This is a genomic window from Streptomyces spiramyceticus, from assembly GCF_028807635.1.
GTDB lineage: Bacteria > Actinomycetota > Actinomycetes > Streptomycetales > Streptomycetaceae > Streptomyces > Streptomyces spiramyceticus.
In genome coordinates this window covers 2,027,817-2,046,437 of record NZ_JARBAX010000001.1, presented here as the reverse complement: position 1 = coordinate 2,046,437, position 18,621 = coordinate 2,027,817, and the positions used below count along the sequence as shown (strand labels likewise).

The window sequence follows — 18,621 nt, the reverse complement described above, 5'->3', positions numbered from 1 at the left end:
CGCTCACCGCCCGGCCGCGTAGAACCGGGTGACCGCGTCCACGACCCGCTCGGCCGCGCCGGGCGCCATCTCGGGGTGCAGCGGCAGGGCCAGGGCTTCGCGGCTCAGGCGTTCGGCGACCGGGAAGTCGCCGGGGCCGTGGCCGAGGTGGGCGAAGGCGGGCTGGAGGTGGAGCGGGCGCGGGTAGTAGACGGTGGTCTCGATGCCCTCGGCGGCGAGGTGGGCGCGGAGCGCGTCGCGCTCCTGGGCGCGGACGACGTACGTATAGACGGAGCGGCCGTCGAATCCGGCGGGCGGCGGCAGCAGCGCGGGAGCCAGCGGCCGCAGACCGGCCTCGTAGATGTCGGCGATGCGGCGGCGCTCGGCCTGGAGGCGGTCGAGGTGCGGCAGCTTGCGCAGCAGGAAGCCGGCCGTGAGCTCGTCCATCCGGCAGTTGAAGCCGACCAGCTCGTGGTAGAAGCGCTTGCCGGCGGGCTGGCCGTGGTTGCGGAGCATCCGGGCGGTGCGGGCGAGCTCGTCGTCGTCCGTGACGATCATTCCGGCGTCACCGATGCCGCCCGACGGCTTGGCGGGGAAGAAGGAGTAGACACCGGCGTCTCCGTGGCGGCCGGCCGGTCGGCCGTCGACGCTCGCGCCGAGGGCGACGGCACTGTCCTCGACCACGCGCAGACCGCGGCGGCCGGCCAGCTCCGTGAAGGCGGCCATCTCGGGGGAGTTGGCGAAGAGGTACGCGGGCAGCAGGGCCCGGGTGCGGTCCGTGACGGCGGCCTCGGCGGCGGCCGCGTCGAGCAGCCCGGTCTCGTAGTCCACATCGGCGAAGACCGGAGTGGCGCCGCGCAGGGCGACGGTGGAAGCGGTGGAGATGAAGGAGAAGGCCGGGGTGACGACCTCGTCGCCGGCGCCGATTCCCATCGCGGTGAGGATCACCGTCAGGGCGCCGGTGCCGCTGGCGACGGCGACGGCGTGGGCCGCTCCGGTGCGGCGCGCGACCAGGGTCTCCAGCTCTTCCACCCGGGACTTGAGGATGAACTCGTCGCTCTCGGCGACCTCGCGGAACACCTCGACGATGTCGTCGGCCCAGTTGTCGAACCGGGACGACCAGTCGAAGTAGGGGACGGTCTGGGCTGAGTTGGCGGTCACGACTGGTCTCCGTAGAAGGCGTGAAGGAGTGCGCAGACCCGGTCGGCCTGCTCGTCGGCCAGGTCCGGGTAGAGCGGCAGGGCCAGGGCCCGCCGGCTCGCGGCGGCCGCCACCGGGACCGGGTGGCGGGCGCCGTCCAGGGGGGCGAGTACGGGCTGCTCGGTGAGCGGGCGCGGGTAGTACGCCTCGGTGCCCACCCCGTGCGCGTCCAGGAAGGCCACCAGCTCGTCGCGCCGGTCGCACTCGATGAGATAGACGTAATAGACCTGGTTGCTCGGGGTCTTGGCGGGCGCCATCCAGGGCGTCGTCACCTGCGGTGCGAGCGGGGCGAGCGCCCGGTCGTAACGGGCGGCCAGCTCCGAGCGCCGCTCGATCTCCTCGCTCAGCCGCTCCAGCCTGTGCAGCAGGAACGCCGACTGGAGCTCGTCGCAGCGGCTGTTGTAGCCGATCTCGTGGTAGAGGTACTCGCCGTCAGTGTCCTGCCCGTGGCACCGCAGCCGGCGTGCGTGCCCCGCGATGTCGTCGTCGTTCGTCAGCAGCATCCCGGCGTCGCCGAGCGAGCCCAGTGTCTTGGTCGGGAAGAAGGAGAGCACGCCCCCGCTTCCCCACAGCCCCGCGTGGATGCCGCCGGCCCGCATGTCGATGCCCTCGGCGCTGTCCTCCAGGAGCAGCAGACCGCGGCGGTCGGAGAGCTCCCGCAGCGTCTCCATGTCGGCCATCTGCGAGAAGAGATGCACCGGCATGATCGCCTTGGTGCGCTCGGTGACGGCGGCCTCGGCGCGCTCCGGGTCCATGGCGTACGACCCGGGCAGTACGTCGACCAGTACCGGCTCGGCACCCACGTGCAGCACCGCGGACGCGGTCGCGAAGAAGGTGTACGCCGGAACGATCACCTCGTCGCCGGGGCCGATCCCCGCCGCCCTGAGCAGGATCACCAGGGCGTCCGTGCCGTTGGCGACGGCGATCGCGTGCCGTGCGCCGGTCCGCTCCGCGACGGCGGCCTCCAGCTCCGCCGTCACCGGGCCCGACGTGAACTGTCCCGATGCGGCGACCTCGCGGATCCGGGCCTCAAGCCGGGGCCAGTCGCGGCGTACCGACTGTGCGCCGCTGAAGAAGGGGATGGGGGCGGTCGTGGCATTCATCGGGTGGCCGCCTTCAGGGACGCGATCAGCCCGGTGGTGGCCCGGAGCCGCCCCGCGGCATCCTTCGCCTCGCCGATCCGCTGCAGCAGCGCGCTGCCGACGATCACGCCGTCGGCCCTGCCGTGCAGCGCGGCGACGTGCTCGGGGCGGGAGATGCCGAAACCGACGGCCATCGGGACCTCGCACACCGACCTGACCCGGTCCAGATAGGCGGGCACGCCCGGATCGAGTTCGGCCCGTACGCCCGTGACGCCGTTGGCGGCCAGTACGTACAGGAAGCCGCGGGAGGCGGCGGCGGACTCGGCGATCCGCTCGGTGGAGCTGCCGGGCGCCGCGAAGAAGACCTGGCCCAGCTCGGCGGCCTCGGCGTTCTTCACCCACTCCGCGCCCTCGCGGGCCGGCAGGTCGGGGACGACGAAGCCGTCGGCCCCGGCGGACTTGGCGTCGTCGTACAGCTGCGCCAGTCCGTAGCGCAGGAAGGGGTTGCAGTAGCCCATCAGCACGATCGGCACCTCGACACCCGCGGCGCGGGCCTCGGCGACGATGTCGAGTGTGGCGGCGGCGGTCGTGCCGGTGTCCAGCGCGATCTGTCCGGTCGCCTGGATGACCGGGCCGTCGCCCAGCGGGTCCGAGAACGGCACACCCAGCTCGATCACATCGGCGCCGGCCTCGGCGGCCGCGGAGATCAGGCCGACCGTCTCGCCGAGGTTCGGGTAGCCGGAGGTCAGATAGGCGACCAGGGTGGTCTCGCCCTTGATGCGGTTGTCCGCGAAGGTCTGCTCAAGCCGCTTCATTGCGGAGCTCCTCACGCTGCTGGAGGGCGGCCATGGCGGACGTCAGGTCCTTGTCGCCGCGGCCGGAGAGGTTGACGAGGATGGTGGAACCGGGCCCGTACTCGCGGGCGACCTTCAGCGCTCCCGCGACCGCGTGCGCGGACTCCAGGGCCGGGACGATGCCCTCCTGGGCGCTGAGCGCGGCGAAGGCGTCGAGTGCCTCGTCGTCGGAGGCGGAGATGTACTCGACCTTGCCGGTGTCCTTGAAGTGGCTGTGCTCGGGGCCGACTCCGGCGTAGTCGAGGCCCGGCGCGATGGAGTGGGTGAGCTGGATCTGCCCGTCGTCGTCCTGGAGGAGGTACGTCCGGGTGCCCTGGAGGACCCCGGGGTCGCCGTAGAGCAGCGGCGCGGCATGGCCGCCCTGGCCGCCCTTGCCCTCGCCCGCCGCCTGTACGCCGACCAGGCGGACCGGGTCGTCGAGGAAGGCGCTGAACATACCGGCCGCGTTGGAGCCGCCGCCGACGCAGGCGACGACCGCGTCGGGCAGCGCGCCGTTCTCGTCGAGGAACTGGGCGCGGGCCTCGCGCCCGATGACCGACTGGAAGCCGCGCACGATCGTCGGGAAGGGATGCGGTCCGACGACCGAGCCGAGCAGATAGTGGGTGGTGTCGGGGTGGGCGATCCACTCGCGGATCGCCTCGTTGATGGCGTCCTTGAGGGTGGCCGTACCGAGGTCGACGAGGCGGACCTTGGCCCCGAGGAGCTTCATGCGCTGGACGTTGGGGGCCTGCCGCTCGGCGTCGACCCGGCCCATGTAGACGGTGGCGTCGAGGCCGAGGTACGCGCAGGCGGCGGCGACGGCGACACCGTGCTGGCCGGCGCCGGTCTCGGCGATGATGCGCTTCTTGCCGAGGCGGCGGGCGAGCAGCGCCTGCCCGATCGAGTTGTTGATCTTGTGGGCGCCGGTGTGGGTGAGGTCCTCGCGCTTGAGCCACAGCTGCACGCCGTTCTCAGTGGCTCCCAGCCGCTGCATCGGAGTGATCGGGGTGGGCCGCCCGACGAACATCTTGAGCAGCCGGTCGAGTTCGGCGAGGAACTCCGGGTCGGCGAGCGCCTTCTCGTACTCGGCCTCCAGCTCCTCCAGGGGACCGACCAGGGTCTCCGCGACGAACTGACCGCCGTACTCTCCGAATCGGCCGTTCACGATGCCACCTCCAGAATGGGAACCCCGGTGTAGGACCGCACCTGGCGGGCGGGGGTCGGGCTGCTGAGCAGGGATTCGCCGATCAGTGCGGCGTCGAAGCCGTGGGCGGCGATGCGTTCGATGTCGGGGCGGCCCGAGAGGCCGCTCTCGCTGACGGTGAGGACACCGCGGGGGATGTCGCGGCGCAGCCGCGCGGAGTTGTCGAGGTCGACCGAGAAGGTCGCCAGATCGCGGTTGTTGATCCCGACGATCCGGGCACCGGCGCTCAGCGCGCGGTCCACCTCGTGCTGGGTGAAGGTCTCGACGAGGGCGCCGAGGCCGAGGCCGTGGGCGGTCTGTACGAGGTCGCGCAGCAGGGCGTCGTCGACGGCCCTGACGATGACGAGGACGGCGTCCGCGCCGCTGTCGTGGGCGAGCTGGACCTGGCGGATGTCGACCAGGAAGTCCTTGAAGAGGACGGGGACCGTGACGTCGGGGTGTTCGGCGACGGTACGGACCAGCTCTGGCGAGCCGCCGAAGTAGGGGGTGTCGGCGAGCACGGAGACGGCGGCGGCGCCCCCGGCGACGTACTGCCGGGCGGTCGGGACAGCCAGTACCGGATCCAGCAGGTCTCCCTTGGACGGGGACTTGGGCTTGATCTCGGCGATGACCGACACGTCCGGGCCGCTCAGCGCGGCGGCGAAGCTGCCGGGCTCGACGGCGTGGCGGCGGCCGCGCGCGGCGGCATCGGCGGCCCGGGGGGCGCTCCAGGCGGCGCGCTTGGCGGTGATGATCTCGTCGAGGTGCATGGTGGTCACTCCTTTCAGTTGCGGTGGTTCGGGGCGTACGGGCGTGTGGGCGTGCGGGTTACAGCGCCGCCGGCTGAAGGCGGCCCGCTGTCGTTGCCGCTGCCAGGCGCGTCGCCAGGGCCTGCGCCCTGCCGTCCGAGACGGCCTCGCGGGCCAGGGTCAGGCCGGCGCCCAAGTCCTCGGCCCGACCGGCCAGATGGAGCGCCGCAGCCGCGTTGAGCAGGACCGTGTCGAGCAGGGGGCCCGCTGCCGCGCCTGCCAGGACCTGGCGGGCGAGTGTCTCGTTGCGGCGCGGGTCGCCGCCTGCCAAGTCGGTGCGTCCTGCGGGGCGGACCAGCAGGTGGGCGGGGTCGACGTCGAAGGAGGCGACCCGGCCGTCGTCGACCGCGAGTACGCTGCTCGCGCCCCGGGTCGTCAGCTCGTCCAGTCCTTCGGCGCCCAGGACGACCCAGGTCTTCCGGTACCCGAGCAGGGACGCCGCCTCGGCCAGGACTTCCTGGTCGCGCCGGTCGGCGGTGCCGATCAGCCGGCCGTTCAGCGGTACGGGGCTGGCGAGCGGCCCCGACAGGTTGAACAGGGTGCGGAATCCCAGCCGGCGGCGCAGCGGTGCGATGCGGCGCAGCGCCGGGTGCATCGACGGCGCGAAGAGGAAGGCGAAGCGGTGCTCGGCCAGCAGCGCGGGGATGCGCTCGCCGGCGTCGATGTCGATGCCGAGTGCCTCCAGCAGATCCGCGCTGCCGCACCGCGAGGTCGCGGCCCGGTTGCCGGTCTTGGCGACCGTGGCCCCGGCGGCGGCGGCGATCAGCCCGGCCAGCGTCGAGATGTTCACCGAGTTGCTGCCGTCCCCGCCGGTGCCGACCACGTCGACGGCGGGCCCGCTCCAGGCGACCGGCCGGGCAGCCGCGACCACGGCCCGTACCGCTGCCGCCACCAGCTGGGCGGAGACGCCGCCGGTCGCCAGCGCGGTGAGGAAGGCCGCCGCGTCGACCGGGTCCGTCGACGCGTCGAGCAGCGCGGCGACCGCTTGCGTGGCTGCCTCCTCCGGCAGCTCCCGGCCCGCGACGACGTCACGCGTCGCGGCGGTCAGCACCCCGGTGCCCATCAGAGCACCGCCACATTGCTCGCGGCGGAGAGCCGGTTGTGGGTGTCCAGGACCACCGGCGGCACACCCCACAGCACATCGTCCTCAAGCCCGCGCACCGGCGTGACGAGGACCGCAGCGTCCTGCTGCGCCAGCTCGACAGCCGTCCAGCCGGCCGCGGGCACCGCCGCGCCGTCGATCTCCAGCTCGGGCACCAGCGGGTCGTGGTACGAGACCTGGGCGCCGGCCGCGCGCAGTCCGCGCACGATGTCCAGGGCGGGGGCGTTGCGCAGATCGGCGACGCCGGTCTTGTAACTCACCCCGACGAGCAGCACCTTCGCGCCCCGCAGAGACCGCCCGCGCCGGTCGAGCAGAGCGCCGAGGCGCTCGACGACCTGCTGCGGCCGCTGCTCGATGCGCCGGTGGGCGGCGGCGACCAGTTCCATGTCCGTACCGGCGCGGGCCGCGGCCTCGCGCAGGAAGAGCGGGTCGACCGGTATGCACTCGCCGCCGACGCCCGGGCCGGGGTAGTGGGCGAGGAAGCCGTACGGCTTGGTGGCGGCGGCGTCGATGACCTCCCGTACCGGAATCCCCAGCTCCTGGCAGAGGTCGGAGAGTTCGAGGGTCAGGCCGATGTTGACCAGCCGGAAGGTGTTCTCGAAGACCTTGGCCAGCTCGGCGACCTCCAGGCTGGACACCGGCACCACCGTCCGGCAGACCTGCCCGAACAGCAGGGCCGCGCGCCGGGTGCACTCGGGGGTGAGCCCGCCGACCACCTTCGGGGTGTTGGCGAGGTTCCAGCCGTCGGTGTTGGCCGGGTCGACGCGCTCCGGCGCCATCGCCACATGGAAGTCGATGCCCGGCTCCAGGCCGGTGCCGGCCACGGCCGCCGCGACAGCGGCCGCCGTCGCGCCCGGCGGCACCGTGGACTGGACGACCAGCAGCATCCCGCGGCGCAGCAGCGGCGCCACCGAGGCGAGCGCGGCGTCGACGTAGTCGAGGTTCGCCTGCTGGGAGCCGGTGACCGGGGTGGGCACGCAGATCATCAGTACGTCCGAACCGGCCAGCTCGCCGGGCTCGGTGGTGGCGCTCAGCCGGCTGTTGACCGAGGCCAGTTCGGCGTCGCTCACATCCGGCAGGTACGACTCGCCGCGCATCACCTGCGCCGCACGGGCCGCGTCCGTGTCCAGACCGCGCACCGGGAATCCGGCGGCGGCGAAACCGAGGCCGAGCGGCAGCCCGGTGTAGCCGAGTCCGACGATCCCCACCCGCAGCGTTCGGCTCTCCACCAGGCCGTCGAAGGTGTCGGTACCGGGCCGGCGGACCAGTGCGGGAACGAGTACGTCAGTCATCGTGTTCTCCCCTCAAGTTGCTATAAATAAGGGCCGTTGGCGTGATCAAGTAGGCCAGTCGGCAAGGGGGAGCACCCAGACCACTAAGTGGGGGATGGAGCAGACCAGATGGCTTGGCACTTGGCGGTCCAAGTGGACCGGGACTCGGCGGTGTCGCTCACGACGCAGCTCCAGGACGCCATCAAGGGCATGGTCGAGGACCGGGTGCTGCACCCCGGCACCCGGCTGCCTTCGAGCCGTCAGCTCGCCCAGGACCTGGGGCTTTCCCGCAGCGTGGTGGTCGAGGCGTACGAGCAGCTGATCGCCGAGGGGTATCTCGACGCGGTACGCGGATCGGGCACCCATGTCACCCGCCAGCTGCCCGAGGGCGCCGGTTCGCCCTCGCTCCTGGACCCCCGGCCGGCCCCGGCGGTCCGCTGGGATCTGCGCGTCGGCATCGCCAACCTGTCCAACTTCCCACGGCAGGAGTGGCTCAGCTCCTATACGAAGGTGCTGCAGAACGTGGGCCGCGAAGGCGTGGACTATCCGCCGGTCGCAGGCATCCCCGAGCTGCGCAATGAACTCTCCGGCTACCTGGGGCGGGTGCGTTCGGTCCGTACCGAGCCGGCCCATGTGATGGTGACGGCGGGCTTCGCCCAGGGCCTCGCTCTGCTCTGCTCCTCGTTCCAGCATCTGGGCATCCACGAGCTGGCCATCGAGGAGCCGGGCCACAACAGCCAGCGCCGCTTCATCCTGGACACCGGCATACGCCCGCTCCCGGTGCCGGTCGACGAGGAGGGCCTGGTCGTCGAGGAACTGGCCCGTACCGGTGTACGGGCCGTCCTCGTCACCCCGGCCCATCAGTTCCCGACGGGCGTCACCATGTCGGCCAAGCGCAAGGAGGAGCTGCTGCGCTGGGCGGAGGAGGTGGACGGCTGGATCATCGAGGACGACTACGACGGCGAGTTCTGGTTCGACCGCCAGGCCAGACCGCCCGCGGTGCAGGACGGCGACCCGGAGCGCGTCATCTACGCCGGGACCACCAGCAAGGTGCTGGTGCCAGGCCTGCGGCTCGGCTGGCTGGCGATCCCGCCCAAGCTGTTCCCGCTGATGGACCGGGTCCGTTCCCGCCAGGACCAGGGCTCGGACACCCTCACCCAGCTGGCGTTCGCCGACCTGATGCACGGCGGCCTGCTCGACCGCCACCTGCGCCGGGTCCGCTCCCGGTACCGCTCCCGCAGCGAGGCGATGGCCGCGGCCGTACGGGAGCATCTGCCGGACGCCAGGATGAGCGGTTCGGCGGCCGGTCTGCACAGCTATGCGCTGCTGCCGCAGGGCACCGACGAAGCGGCCCTGGTACAGGGGGCGTTGCGCCGGTCGGTACTGGTGCGCGGCGGCCAGCAGTTCAGGTTCGGCGGCCCGGCCGGCCGCCCCGCCCTGCTGCTGGGTTACGGATCACTGCCGCTGAGCGGGATCTCGGAGGCCGTCGCCGCGATCGGCGAGGCGTACGACGAACTGCGCTGAGGCGGCCGGCACGGGCCCCGGGCGGGGCGGGGCGTTCGGTCGCAGGCGCCTAGGGGGTGTCCGGTCGATCTCCGCGGCGTCGCGGGGCTTGGCACGCACATCTGCGGCGTTGTCGTCGGTCGCTGACTCCCCCAAGTTCTCGACTGCGCTCGAACAGGGGGGACCCCCATCGCGTCGACTCCCTCCTCCGCCTTGCAGCTGCACGCACCAAGCCCCGCTCCTTCTCCCACGGAGATCGACCGGACACCCCCTAGCGCACGGAACGGCCCCGCGGCGCGGCGATCAGCGACAGAGCCATCGCCTTGTTCACGGCGTCGATCCTGGAGACCGCGCCCAGCTTGTCGAAGATATTGCGCAGGTGGCGCTTGACCGTACCCTCGGTGATGCCCAGCCTTACCGCGATCTGCCGGTTGCTCAGCGCCTCCGAGACGCAGACCAGCACCTCGCGCTCGCGCGGCGACACCGCCCCGGACGAGTGCTCCCGGCCCCGCTCCACGCCCCCGGTGAAGCTCTGCCGGGAGACGGAGATGGTGACCTGCTGGTCGTCCTGGGCGGCATTGCGGATGGCTGACAGGAGCGCCTCGCGCGGCACGCTCTTGTGCAGAAAGCCGCGCGCCCCCAGTTGGAGCAACTCCTGGACCAGGGGCGGGTCGTCGAACATCGACAGGATGATGACGCGCAGGTCGGGGAAGTGCTCCAGCAGTCTGCGGACCGTCGTCTTGGGATGGTTGTGCGGCATCTCGACATCGAGAAGCACCACATGCGGCCGGTTCTTCTCGACGAGTGCGAGGAGGTCACGGCCGCTGCTCGCCTCCGCGACCACCTCGAAGTCGTCCTCGGCCCGCAGCAGTTCGCACAGCGCCGTACGCAACAGTGTGTGGTCGTCCGCGGCGAGTATGCGGATCGTTTCAGGACCCGGATTCAGTGTCACCTGAGTGCTCCGACAGTGGGATGGAGACCGTGACGCGGGTTCCGCCGGCCCTGGGATTGCTGGAGATCAGGATGGTTCCGCCGAGGAGTTCGACCCGCTCGGTGGCCGACGTGATGCCGTTGGCAAGGCCGGCGTCCCCGACCGCCGCGAGGTCGAAGCCGCACCCGTCGTCCTCGATCAGCGCGTGCACGCCGAACGGCGCGATGTCGACGACCGCGAGGACCTGCTGCGCGTCCGCGTGGGCGAGTGCGTTGCGCAGGCACTCCCGTACCACGAGGAAGATCTCGTCGAGCACCTGCTGCGGGGCCCACTCCTCGCTGCCGTTGACCTGGACGCGCACCTCGGGACGGGTGATCGCCATGGACTCCAGGAAGGCGGTGAAGGCACCTTGCAGCGTGCCCTCGCTCTCCGATCTGCGCAGCTGTCCGACGAGATCGCGGATGATGCCGAGCGATTCGGTAAGAGTGGCCTTGACTGCGGCGATGCGGGCTTCGGTGTGCTCGGGCCGCTTGTCCCTGGCGATCTCGTACAGCTCCAACTGCCGCAGCGCGAGGCTGACGTTGTTGCCGAGATGGTCGTGGATCTCGCGGGCGAGCTGCCGGTGTCCGGCCGCATTCACCTCTCGTACGGTATTGAGCAGGTAGATGTCGTGGCCGAGAGCCCCGGCCTCCAGCCGCTCTCCGATGCCCATTTGCAGGGACCGGACCGCCGCGCCGAACCGCCCGAGGTCACCGGGACTGTCCGTGACGACCTCGGCCAGTGCGTCAAAGGCGAGTTCGAAGAGGATGACGCCCGCTCGGATGGAATGGACGCCGTAAATACCCTGGGTGGCGCGTTCCATCCCCAGTCCCTGCACCTGCTGGATCAGGGAACCGCGAACCTGCGCCTTGTCGTGCAGAAGGCTGTCCGCGCAGTCGGTGATGATCCGCTCGGCCTGCAGCGCACAGCCTTTCCAAGCGCCTTCGTCGGTCACCAGCGGGCTCTTGATCTGCTCCAGCCGGAGCCGGTACTGCTTCAGCAATTGTGGTTTACGGCTCAAGAACTTTTCGGCCGTCGACGCTGTCGGTCCGAACGTTGCATCCGTGGCATCTATTTGGTGTGTCATCGGAGCTCACCCCACTCCCCCCGAGCTCGTCCTCGGGGATCATGGCCGGGTCTGTGACCAGTGTCAACGCGATGAGCCCGATGTCCCACATATTGAACTACCGTGCGTGGCTGTTCGTATACGCCTATGGATCAATGGGCGGCCAGTGGTATGTCCTCACGGTTACTCCGGGTCGATTGGTTGCGAGAGAACCGACATATCCGTCCGGGCATTCGACCTCGGACACGTACCAGTCGGATACGTCGCCGGGGAGGCGGGCCCGCCGAATTCCACCGGGCCCGGGCGGGCCGATGGCGGCCATGTCGCGCAGTCCCGTACCGGCGGCTTTGCCGACCGCCTCGATCCCGGTCCAGGTACGGAATCCGGCCACCCGGGCACTCGGTCCGACCGCCGGCACCCGGCTCCAGTCGAAGTGGCTGCGTATCCGTTCGATGTCCACACCGACCGCGCCGGGCGCACGGCACAGCGCCAGCAGGGCGGCGGAGCCGGAGTGCGAGAGGTTGATGTCGAACTCGGGCCAAGGGCCTGCCCGCAGCGCGGGTTTGCCGGTGCCGCACCCGCCGCACTCGTCCGGGTCGGGGCAGCGGCGCTCGAAGCGCGGGAGCTGTGGGGCGACGCCGAGATACCCGGCGAGCAGGGTGCGCAGCGCGAGGTGCGCGGAGAGATAGCGGAACCGGCCGGCCCGGTGACGGATGCCCGTCGCCCGGCGGAGCTCGGAGTCGTCGAGGATGTCGGTGGCCTCGGTGACGCGTATGCGGTCGAGGGCCACGAACCAGACATGGATCTCTTCAGGATCCAGGACAGGGGTGCGCATGAGGCTTCCCGGAGGTCGGAAACGGACCAGGGCTGCCAACGGCCCTTCACGGGAAGCGGGGTGCCGGAAGCGGCGCCCGCCTGCGGAAACTCAATCGCAGAGGGGGCCCGGGGCAGTGGTCCACTTGGGGCGCGGTGCGACGTACCACGCGACCGGCCGGGCGGCGTAACGCGCTACGGACCAGGCCACGTGCCACGCGAAAAGGGCCGCCGTCGCGCCGATTCGAGGCGGACGGCGGCCCAGCGGCCCCATGGGGCTCAACCGCCCCTTTTTCCATACTCCTTTAGTGCCATGAGTGACTCATTGGCAGTGCAGCCAGTGCCGGTTGAGCCTGCCTACAATCCGGACATGCCGAATGTGACGACGCGATCTCGGTCCGTAATTCCGTCCACTGGTACTGTCCCCGCCGGTTCTCCCGAAAAGAGCGCGCCTCGACTCCTCCTGCTGAGTCTCAAAGAATCGCGTCCAGCAGTTCAGGCAGCATTTCAGCTGCGTTTTCTGGCGGGGGTCGGGCTTGCGGCTTCCACTGTTTCCTTCAGCGGTACGCAGCTTTTAGGGACGGTCGGTCTCGGCACACTCGCATGGTTCTGCGCGATCTTCTACACGTATCTCTACAACGGCTGTACGGATTCCCGCGAGGACCGGCTCAACGGTTCGCTCCGGCCCATAGCCGTCGGAGCGCTCCCGGAGCGTACGGCGCTCTTCATCGCCCGTTGTTCATTCGGCGTCGCGCTGCTGGCGGGCGCACTGGTCGGCCAGGGCATGCTGCTGCTCGTCTCCGCGCTGCTGTTGCTCGGACATGCCTATTCCGCGCCGGGCCTCGCCCTGAAGAACCGCACGTCCGCGGCGATGGCCGTGGTGCTCGTCTCCGGCATCCTCACCTATTGCGCGGGCCCGGTGGCGCTCGGCGCCACGGGCCGCCCGGCCGACCTGATCGTCCTCAGCGTGGCCATGTCCCTGTGGATGGCACTCGTCGGCGCGGTCGCCAAGGACCTCTCCGACATCGCCGGAGACGCCGCGGTCGGCCGCCGCACCTGGGCCGTCACGCTGGGCGAGAGGCGCACCCGTGCGCTGATCGCGGCCGGAGCTCTCGCCGTCGGCTGCGGGTTCGCCGCTGCGGCCGCGCTGTGGGCACCGGATCTGGCTCCGGCTGCCGTGGTGGTGCTGGTGGGCGGCGCGGGGGTTGCCGTGGTGACCCTCGGGCAGCGGCCGGGCGCCTCGCGTGCGGTACGCCGTCGCCCGTACCGGATGTTCATGGTCACCCAGCACCTCGCTCATGTCTCGCTGCTCGGCCAGACGGCGTTCTGAGCGTCGCGGTTCTGAGCGTCGAGGCTCTGTGTGTCGAGGTTCTGTGTGTCGAGGTTCTGTGTGTCGAGGGAGCCAGTCGGCCGGCCGGTCGCGGGGGAGCTGACCGGCCGGCCTCCTGTTGTGCCCCGGCCCGCGGGGGATTCGGCCGGAGGCACGTCTGTGGGGAGCGTCGGCCCGTAGGCCTCAGTGGCCCGCGACGTCGCGGAGCACCAGGGCGCCCGCGTTGCCGTCCTGGCCGACCGAGGTGATCAGAGCGGTACGTACGGACCCGGAAGGCGCCGGATCGCGGTGCCACTGGGCGAGCACCGCCGCGACCTGGAAGGCACCGGCCGCGCTGTACGTCTCTCCGAGCGCCTCGGCGATCCGTACCGCCCCCGGCAGCCCGCCGAGCGCCGATTCCACTGCCAGCTCCTCGACGCGGTCCAGGCCGACGTGATGGGTGGCGCCCAGAGCCACCGTGGTGATCTCCTCCACGGCCACCCGGCTGCGTACCAGCGCACGCTCCACACACTCGGCGAGGCCGGTGGCGAGGCTGTGCCGCTCGGCCGTCGCACCGTAGAACCCGACCTCGCAGGCCAGCAGTTCGGCGAGCGCGGTGTGCCCGCGTCCCGCCGCGCGCTCGGCGTCCTCGACCATGAAGACGGCGCTGCCTTCACCGACGGCGGCCTGCTCCCGCAGTACGCCCGTACGGTGCCAGGCCCAGGCGGCGGGGGCGCTCAGTTCCTCCGTACCTCCGACAAGGAGCCGCTCCGCGCGCCCCTGGGAGAGGGCGACCCTGGCGTGCCGGAAGGCGAAGAGCCCCGAAAGACGGCCGCCGGCGACGGTGGCGTTCAGGCCGCGCAGTCCGTTGCGGATGGCGATCTGGCCCGCGCAGCAGTTCATCACCGTATTGGGAAAGCGGCTGGGGTTGACCATGTACGGCGCGTCCTGCACCAGGGTGTCCCTGGCCAGTTCGCTCAGGCTCTGGATCGACCCTGTGCTGGTCGCCATCACCACACCCGTACGCCTGCTGTCCGCATCGGTGACCGCGGCGCCGGATGCGCCGAGGCCGTCCAGCGCCTGCTTGCAGGCCACCAGGCCGAGGCCGGTGAGCCGGTCGAGATGGCGGGTGCCCTTGCGCCCGAGATGGTCGGCAGCCTTGAAATCGGGCACCGTACGCACCGCGCGCGGCGGGTAGTCCGCCGCGTCGTCGCCCTGCGGTCCCGTATGGCCCGGTCCGCCGGCGGCCAGCAGCTCGCCGAGCGGGCCCAGGCCGAGTCCGGCCGCCGACACCACACCATGGCCGGTGATCACCAGCGGCCGTACGGCGGTGGCCGCCCGCGCGAGTGGCTGCGCCGGTGCCTGCGCTGTCGTCACGAGACCCTCCCCAGGATGGTGATGACGTTGTTGCCGCCGAACGCGAACCCGTGGTTCTGCACGATGTCCACGCGCGCCGGACGGGCCTTCCCCGGTACGGGGTCGAGGCCGGGCCCGAGAGCGGGATCCACCTCGACCACATTGGCGGTCGGCGGCAGAAAGCCCTCCTCGATGGCCTTGCAGCAGATGACCGCGCCGAAGCCGCTGGCCGCGCCCATGGTGTGGCCGATCATCGACTTGATGGAGCTGACGGGCGGCAGCCGGTCCCCGAAGACCTCTCGCACGGCCTGTACCTCGGTCGCGTCATTGGTCGGGGTGCCGGTGCCGTGCGCGCAGACGTAGTCGATCTGCCCGGGCGTCACACCCGCCGCCTCGTGAGCCGCCCTGATGCACTCGGCGATGGAGCCCGAGTCGGGGTGAACCATGTGGTGCGCATCGCAGTTGGCCCACGAACCGAGCACCTCGGCATAGATACGGGCCCCCCGGTCCAGGGCGTCGTCCAGCGGTTCGAGCAGCAGCGCGGCGCCGCCCTCGCCCGCGAGGATGCCCTCTCGGTTGGTGTCGAACGGCCGCGGAGTCTCCTCGGCCATCGCGCCCAGCTGGTAGAAGCCGGCGTGTGTCAGCCGGTTCACGGCGTCGGCGCCGCCCGCGAGCATGACGTCCGCCTCGCCGCTGCGCACCAGGTCGAAGGCGTGGCCCAGTGCGTAATTGCTCGCCGAACAGGCCGTCGGAATGGTCAACGCGTCACCGGTCAGCAGCAGTTCGCTGTTGACGGCGGCCGCGATGCGGCTCGCGGGCAGCTGCGCCACCAGCGAAGGGTCGAGGCTCTTCAGCCCGTCACCGACCCACTGTTCGCTCAGCTCCTGCAGTACGACCGACTCACCGCTGGTGGTGCCCATGACCGACCCGGCCCGGCTGCGGGCCAGCACGGCCGGGTCGATCCCCGCGTCCCGCACAGCCAGCCGGGACGCGGCGGCGGCCAGCAGACTGCTGCGCCCCCACTGCCCCGGGTCGAGGTTGAGCAGGATGTCCCGGGGCTCGAAGTCGTGGACCTCACCCGCCCGTACGTACGGGAAGCCGGTGGTGTCGAAGGACTGGATGGGACTGATGCCACTCGCGCCGGCCCTGATGGCGGCGGTGAACGCCTCCACCCCGATGCCGACACTGCTCACGGCGCCCAGGCCGGTGATGACGACTCGGCGCCCAGGGCTTCGCTCAGGCATCCTGCAGTGCCTCCGTGAGCTTGGTGTGCACCGCGGCGAGGAGGTCACCGAGGGTCTTCAGCTCCTCCAGGCCCTCCTTGGGCAGCGCAACGCCCAGCTCCTTCTCGATCCGGGAAACGACGGTGATGAGGGCGAGCGAGTCGCTGTCGTAGTCCTCTATGAACTCCCCGGAGACGGTCAGGTCGCCGGGCTCCAGCTCCAGCTCCTCGGTGACGATCTCGGAGATCTTCTCCTCGTAGTACGAAGCGTCGTAACCGGCGTTCTGCTGCTGCGTCATTTCCTGAATCCCCTTCTGGTTGCGCCACGTTCGGTGGCCCGGCGTAAACGTAGGCAGGGCTCGCGCCGGGCAACAAGGGGGAATGCACGAAAGGGGTACGCCCCCTTTCCAAAGGCGTATCGGAGCACCACTGACGTGCAATGTTCCTGCTCTTTCCGGCACTTCTGGTGTTTTCATCGCTGGCAGGGTCCGGATCGAAACCCGATTCCGGAAATCAGAACGGGGAGGATGGCTTATGCGGGCAGACGTGGAAGATGTCGCCCTTGAAGAACCCGTAGAACCCGTAGAACTCGCAGACCACGCAGGAGGCACAGAACTCGATTTCGGGCGCACGGTGGAGCGTTCCCTCGTGCACCGCGCCGCCGTCTCCGAGGTGTTCCTCACGGACGTACGCCCCCTGGGGCTGAAGCGGGTGCTCGCCGCGGCCCAGTTGCCGCTCTCGCACGCCTACTACAACGACCACACCCACAAGCCCGCCCGGCACGACCCGCTTCTGCTGCTCGAAGCGGCACGGCAGGCCGCGATCCACGGCTCCCACACCCATCTGGGCGTGCGGTCCGACACCGCGATGATCGTGGACAACTTCCGTCTGGAGCTGACCGATTCGGCGGCCCTGCTGGTCGGGGACCGCCCCGGCGAGCTGGTGATCGACAGCCGCTTCGAGGGGCGTCCCACCCGCACCGGCGTCTGGCGCCGCGGCAGTGTCACCCAGGACTTCCACCTCGGCGGCGAGCACGTCGGCACACACACCATGTACGCCGCCTTTCTCACCCACCACTCCCACGAGGCGCTCCGGCACGCCCAGCGCGGCACCCCCGCGCCGTCCAGCGCCGACTGCGCCGACACCCCCGACAGCCAGCAGGTCGAACCCGGATCGGTGGGCCGCGTGCACCCGTTGAACGTACTGCTCTCCCAGCCCGTACGAGCCGAGGACAGCGTCTGCGCCCAGGTCACCCCGCGCTTCGGCAACCGCTCGCTCTTCGACCACGCCTACGACCACCTCCCGGCCATGCTGCTCACCGAGGCCGCGCACCAACTGGCCCTGCTCACCCTGGCGAAGCGCCCCGAGACGACCCGGCTCGTCGGTATCGACGCCTCCTTCCAGCGGTACGCCGAGCTCGACGAGCCACTGACCGCCACCGCGACACAGGTCGACGCACAGATGGTGGACGTCGCCTTCTCGCAGGGCGGTTCACCTGTCGCGCAGATCGCCACCACCCTGCACGCAGCGGAGGAGACCCGATGACCGTACGAGCCGTCTGGACAGACTTCGGCGGCGTGCTCACACCGCCGATCAGCCACACCCTCAGCTCTTTCTGCGCACGCAAGGGCATCGCCGTCGACCGGCTGAGCCACGCCATCGGCAAGGTCACCGCGTCCTTCGGCACCGACGACGTCATGGAGCCCATCGACACCCCGCTGATCACCGAGGCGGAGTGGCTGCGCCGGATCGACGCCGTCCTCACCCAGGAGTACGGCATCGCACTCGGCCTGACCACCCTCGCCGACGACTGGTTCGACGGCCGTGAGACCAACCACGACTGGGTACGGGCCCTACTCGGCGCACGCCGCCGGGGCGTCTTCGTCGGCCTGATCTCCAACATGGTGCCCACCTGGGACACCCACTGGCGCCGGATGACCGACCCGGACGAACTCTTCGACGACGTACTGCTCTCCTTCGAAGTCGGTCACCGCAAGCCGTCGGCCGCCATGTTCGAACTGGCCGCGGCCCGTGCGGGAGTCCCCGCCGAGCACTGCCTGCTCGTCGACGACATCGAGGTCAACTGCGCCGGCGCCCGGGCCGCCGGCTGGCAGGCCATTCACTTCACCGACACGGCCGAGGCGAGCGCACGCCTGGACGCCCTGATCGCACCCCTCTCCGCAAGCCCTACAAGGGAGTTCGCATGAGTCGCTCCGTACTGGTCACCGGTGGCAACCGCGGAATCGGCCTCGCCGTCGCCCGCGCCCTCGCCGAGGCCGGCGACAAGGTCGCCGTCACCTACCGCTCCGGCGAGCCGCCCGCAGGTCTCTTCGGCGTACGCTGCGACGTCACCGACTCGGCCGCGGTCGCCGCCGCCGTCGAGGAGGTCGCCGTCCAGCAGGGCCCGGTCGAGGTGCTGGTCTCCAACGCCGGCATCACCCGGGACGGTCTGCTGCTCTCCATGGCGGAGGAGGACTTCAGCTCCGTCATCGACACCAATCTGCTCGGCGCCGTACGCGTCGCCCAGCAGGTGATCCCCGGGATGCTGAAGGCCCGCTGGGGCCGGCTGATCTTCATTTCCTCCACCACCGGCACGGCGGGAGCGCCGGGGCAGACCAACTACGCGGCCTCCAAGGCCGCTCTGATCGGCCTTGCTCGTTCGCTCGCCAAGGAGCTCGGACCCCGCAACATCACCGCGAACGCCGTCTCCCCCGGGATCATCGCCACCGACATGGCCGAGGGCGTCACCGGCAACCGGATGGACCAGCTCCTCAGCGAGACCTCCCTCAAGCGGGTCGGCACCCCGGAGGAGGTCGCCGCGGTGGTGCGCTTCCTGGCGAGCGACGGGTCGAGCTACGTCACCGGCGCCAATGTCCCGGTGACCGGCGGCGGCGGCGTCGGCTGCTGAGAACAGCGAAGAAAG

18 protein-coding genes are annotated in these 18,621 nt (G+C 70.8%); 5 read left to right on the top strand and 13 right to left on the bottom strand.

Annotated features, from left to right (window positions below; translation table 11 throughout):
• Window positions 1-3: 3 nt before the first annotated feature.
• From PXH83_RS09150 to PXH83_RS09120, 7 genes are read right to left on the bottom strand one after another with little or no spacing between them, the layout of a single operon-like run.
• Entirely contained in the window at window positions 4-1,140 is a 1,137-nt protein-coding gene (locus tag PXH83_RS09150; protein ID WP_274558684.1) for a DegT/DnrJ/EryC1/StrS family aminotransferase, read from the bottom strand.
• Complete coding sequence (locus PXH83_RS09145; protein WP_274558683.1) at window positions 1,137-2,282, bottom strand: DegT/DnrJ/EryC1/StrS family aminotransferase; 1,146 nt, start codon at window positions 2,280-2,282, stop codon at window positions 1,137-1,139. Before PXH83_RS09145 ends, PXH83_RS09150 begins: the two co-directional genes overlap by 4 nt.
• Window positions 2,279-3,076, bottom strand: coding sequence for a tryptophan synthase subunit alpha (gene trpA, locus PXH83_RS09140; protein ID WP_274558681.1), 798 nt, complete (start codon window positions 3,074-3,076; stop codon window positions 2,279-2,281). Before trpA ends, PXH83_RS09145 begins: the two co-directional genes overlap by 4 nt.
• On the bottom strand, window positions 3,063-4,259 hold the full coding sequence (trpB, locus tag PXH83_RS09135) for a tryptophan synthase subunit beta (protein ID WP_274558679.1): 1,197 nt from the start codon (window positions 4,257-4,259) through the stop codon (window positions 3,063-3,065). The genes trpA and trpB overlap by 14 nt, the downstream gene beginning before the upstream one ends.
• Window positions 4,256-5,047 (bottom strand): indole-3-glycerol phosphate synthase TrpC, encoded by a 792-nt coding sequence (locus PXH83_RS09130; RefSeq protein WP_274558677.1) that lies wholly within the window; start codon window positions 5,045-5,047, stop codon window positions 4,256-4,258. The genes trpB and PXH83_RS09130 overlap by 4 nt, the downstream gene beginning before the upstream one ends.
• Before the next feature lie 58 nt (window positions 5,048-5,105).
• Window positions 5,106-6,149 (bottom strand): anthranilate phosphoribosyltransferase, encoded by a 1,044-nt coding sequence (trpD, locus tag PXH83_RS09125; protein ID WP_274558675.1) that lies wholly within the window; start codon window positions 6,147-6,149, stop codon window positions 5,106-5,108.
• Entirely contained in the window at window positions 6,149-7,480 is a 1,332-nt protein-coding gene (locus PXH83_RS09120; RefSeq protein WP_274558673.1) for a nucleotide sugar dehydrogenase, read from the bottom strand. The genes trpD and PXH83_RS09120 overlap by 1 nt, the downstream gene beginning before the upstream one ends.
• A gap of 108 nt (window positions 7,481-7,588) precedes the next feature.
• Between PXH83_RS09120 and pdxR the strand changes: the two genes are divergently transcribed.
• Window positions 7,589-8,983 (top strand): MocR-like pyridoxine biosynthesis transcription factor PdxR, encoded by a 1,395-nt coding sequence (gene pdxR / locus PXH83_RS09115; RefSeq protein WP_274558671.1) that lies wholly within the window; start codon window positions 7,589-7,591, stop codon window positions 8,981-8,983.
• A 250-nt stretch (window positions 8,984-9,233) separates the two neighbouring features.
• Here pdxR and PXH83_RS09110 read toward each other — a convergent pair whose 3' ends face one another.
• From PXH83_RS09110 to PXH83_RS09100, 3 genes are all read right to left on the bottom strand, one after another.
• Window positions 9,234-9,914 carry a response regulator transcription factor gene (locus PXH83_RS09110; RefSeq protein WP_274558669.1) on the bottom strand — a complete coding sequence of 227 codons (681 nt, stop codon included), beginning with the start codon at window positions 9,912-9,914 and terminating at the stop codon, window positions 9,234-9,236.
• The gene (locus tag PXH83_RS09105; protein WP_274558667.1) at window positions 9,892-10,953 is read right to left on the bottom strand and encodes a sensor histidine kinase; all 1,062 of its coding nucleotides are present in this window, start codon (window positions 10,951-10,953) and stop codon (window positions 9,892-9,894) included. Before PXH83_RS09105 ends, PXH83_RS09110 begins: the two co-directional genes overlap by 23 nt.
• 190 nt (window positions 10,954-11,143) lie before the next feature.
• On the bottom strand, window positions 11,144-11,833 hold the full coding sequence (locus PXH83_RS09100) for a 4'-phosphopantetheinyl transferase family protein (protein ID WP_274558665.1): 690 nt from the start codon (window positions 11,831-11,833) through the stop codon (window positions 11,144-11,146).
• Window positions 11,834-12,181: 348 nt separating this feature from the next.
• On the opposite strand from PXH83_RS09100, the gene PXH83_RS09095 reads away from it, so the two are divergent.
• The gene (locus PXH83_RS09095; protein ID WP_274558663.1) at window positions 12,182-13,141 is read left to right on the top strand and encodes a UbiA family prenyltransferase; all 960 of its coding nucleotides are present in this window, start codon (window positions 12,182-12,184) and stop codon (window positions 13,139-13,141) included.
• A 183-nt stretch (window positions 13,142-13,324) separates the two neighbouring features.
• On the opposite strand, the gene PXH83_RS09090 is transcribed toward PXH83_RS09095, so the two are convergent.
• Genes PXH83_RS09090 through PXH83_RS09080 form a run of 3 tightly spaced genes read right to left on the bottom strand, consistent with a single transcriptional unit; the run spans window position 13,325 to window position 15,997 of the window.
• Complete coding sequence (locus PXH83_RS09090) at window positions 13,325-14,497, bottom strand: beta-ketoacyl synthase N-terminal-like domain-containing protein (protein ID WP_274558661.1); 1,173 nt, start codon at window positions 14,495-14,497, stop codon at window positions 13,325-13,327.
• Entirely contained in the window at window positions 14,494-15,720 is a 1,227-nt protein-coding gene (locus PXH83_RS09085) for a beta-ketoacyl-[acyl-carrier-protein] synthase family protein (protein ID WP_274558659.1), read from the bottom strand. Before PXH83_RS09085 ends, PXH83_RS09090 begins: the two co-directional genes overlap by 4 nt.
• A complete protein-coding gene (locus tag PXH83_RS09080) occupies window positions 15,713-15,997 on the bottom strand; it encodes an acyl carrier protein (protein ID WP_274558657.1) in 285 nt (94 codons plus the stop codon). Before PXH83_RS09080 ends, PXH83_RS09085 begins: the two co-directional genes overlap by 8 nt.
• Window positions 15,998-16,232: 235 nt before the next feature.
• On the opposite strand from PXH83_RS09080, the gene PXH83_RS09075 reads away from it, so the two are divergent.
• From PXH83_RS09075 to fabG, 3 genes are read left to right on the top strand one after another with little or no spacing between them, the layout of a single operon-like run.
• Window positions 16,233-17,243, top strand: coding sequence for an AfsA-related hotdog domain-containing protein (locus PXH83_RS09075; RefSeq protein WP_274558654.1), 1,011 nt, complete (start codon window positions 16,233-16,235; stop codon window positions 17,241-17,243).
• On the top strand, window positions 17,240-17,905 hold the full coding sequence (locus PXH83_RS09070) for an HAD family hydrolase (protein WP_274558652.1): 666 nt from the start codon (window positions 17,240-17,242) through the stop codon (window positions 17,903-17,905). The genes PXH83_RS09075 and PXH83_RS09070 overlap by 4 nt, the downstream gene beginning before the upstream one ends.
• Complete coding sequence (gene fabG, locus PXH83_RS09065) at window positions 17,902-18,606, top strand: 3-oxoacyl-ACP reductase FabG (RefSeq protein WP_274558647.1); 705 nt, start codon at window positions 17,902-17,904, stop codon at window positions 18,604-18,606. The genes PXH83_RS09070 and fabG overlap by 4 nt, the downstream gene beginning before the upstream one ends.
• Window positions 18,607-18,621 lie beyond the last annotated feature (15 nt).

Excerpts from the sequence above, each read along its gene's own strand:
- PXH83_RS09145 (WP_274558683.1), bottom strand. The coding sequence starts at position 2,282 with ATGAATGCCACGACCGCCCCCATCCCCTTCTTCAGCGGCGCACAGTCG.
- trpA (WP_274558681.1), bottom strand. The coding sequence starts at position 3,076 with ATGAAGCGGCTTGAGCAGACCTTCGCGGACAACCGCATCAAGGGCGAG.
- PXH83_RS09130 (WP_274558677.1), bottom strand. The coding sequence starts at position 5,047 with ATGCACCTCGACGAGATCATCACCGCCAAGCGCGCCGCCTGGAGCGCC.
- trpD (WP_274558675.1), bottom strand. The coding sequence starts at position 6,149 with ATGGGCACCGGGGTGCTGACCGCCGCGACGCGTGACGTCGTCGCGGGC.
- PXH83_RS09120 (WP_274558673.1), bottom strand. The coding sequence starts at position 7,480 with ATGACTGACGTACTCGTTCCCGCACTGGTCCGCCGGCCCGGTACCGAC.
- pdxR (WP_274558671.1), top strand. The coding sequence starts at position 7,589 with ATGGCTTGGCACTTGGCGGTCCAAGTGGACCGGGACTCGGCGGTGTCG.
- PXH83_RS09100 (WP_274558665.1), bottom strand. The coding sequence starts at position 11,833 with ATGCGCACCCCTGTCCTGGATCCTGAAGAGATCCATGTCTGGTTCGTG.
- PXH83_RS09095 (WP_274558663.1), top strand. The coding sequence starts at position 12,182 with ATGCCGAATGTGACGACGCGATCTCGGTCCGTAATTCCGTCCACTGGT.
- PXH83_RS09085 (WP_274558659.1), bottom strand. The coding sequence starts at position 15,720 with ATGCCTGAGCGAAGCCCTGGGCGCCGAGTCGTCATCACCGGCCTGGGC.
- PXH83_RS09080 (WP_274558657.1), bottom strand. The coding sequence starts at position 15,997 with ATGACGCAGCAGCAGAACGCCGGTTACGACGCTTCGTACTACGAGGAG.
- PXH83_RS09075 (WP_274558654.1), top strand. The coding sequence starts at position 16,233 with ATGCGGGCAGACGTGGAAGATGTCGCCCTTGAAGAACCCGTAGAACCC.
- PXH83_RS09070 (WP_274558652.1), top strand. The coding sequence starts at position 17,240 with ATGACCGTACGAGCCGTCTGGACAGACTTCGGCGGCGTGCTCACACCG.
- fabG (WP_274558647.1), top strand. The coding sequence starts at position 17,902 with ATGAGTCGCTCCGTACTGGTCACCGGTGGCAACCGCGGAATCGGCCTC.